Raw genomic sequence first — 1,112 nt, 5'->3', positions numbered from 1 at the left:
TCCCGGCCCGTACGCGCGCGGAGGTGCCCTTCACGGTGACCGTGCCGGCCGGTGCGGCGACGGGCGATCATGTCGGCGCGATCGTCGCCGCCGGCGACGGGCGGGAGGTCACCACCCGGCTCGCGCTGCGGGTGAGCGGCCCGACGCTCGCCGCCCTCACGGTCGAGGACGCCTCCGTCGGTGAGCGGCCCGCCGCCGCCGGGTCCGGCGGCGGTACGGAGATCCGCTACGCCCTGGTCAACCGCGGCAACACCGTGCTCAGGCCCCGGCTGGCCGTCGAGGCGGAGGGCCGGCTCGGCACCAGCTGGCACCCACCGGCCCGCACCCTGCCCCTGGAACTGCTGCCCGGCCAGCGCGTCCGGCTCGCCGAACCCTGGCCGACGGCCCCCGCCCTCGACGTGGTCGAGCTGCGGGTGACCGCGACGGCCCCGGGCGGCGCCCGCCACACGGCCGCCCTCTCCCACACGGCCCTGCCGCTCGCGCCCTGGACCCTGGCCCTCCTCGCCCTGGCCGCGCTGGCCGCCCTGACGACGGCCCGAGCGGCCGTCCGCCACGCCCGCCACCGACGGCCCCCCGACGCCCCTGGCGCCACGAATGCTCCCGACCGGGGCGCTGATGGCCCACACGGCCCGAGCCGCCGCGACCCGTACGGCGCGGGGCCGACCGATCCACCCGGCTCAAGCCCCGCCGGTCCGCCCGGCACGCGTCCCGGCGCTCCGTACGGTGCGAGGCTGGCCGATCCGCTCGGCGCTGGCCCCGGTGGTCCGCACGGCCCGAGCCGCCGTGACCCGTACGGTGCGAGGCGGGCCGATTCGCCTGGCTCAGGCGCCGCCGTTCCGTACGGTTCGAGCGCCCGTGCCTCGTACGCCTCGGGTCCCGCCGATCCATCCGGCTCGGGTGCCGTCACCCCGTACGGCGCGGGGCCGGCCGATCGTTCCGGCTCAAGCCCCGCCGGTCCGCCCGGCACGCGTCCCGGTGCTCTGTACGGTGCGGGGCCGGCCGTTCCGCCGCCCAGTACTGGCCCCGGTGGTCCGTACGGCCCGAGCCGCCGTGACCCGTACGGTGCGAGGCGGGCCGATTCGCCTGGCTCAGGCGCCGCCGTTCCGTACGGT

1 protein-coding gene is annotated in these 1,112 nt (G+C 78.9%); it reads left to right on the top strand.

The window, feature by feature from the left end; all coding sequences use genetic code 11:
- The coding region (locus ACSNOD_RS31330; protein ID WP_436770460.1) for a hypothetical protein at window positions 1–1,112 on the top strand (1,112 nt) is incomplete at both ends.

Origin of the sequence: Streptomyces sp. URMC 123 (assembly GCF_051386515.1) — a bacterium.
Taxonomy (GTDB): Bacteria; Actinomycetota; Actinomycetes; order Streptomycetales; family Streptomycetaceae; genus Streptomyces.
Note: the sequence above shows the minus strand (reverse complement) of the source record. Positions and strands in the feature narration are given on the sequence as shown.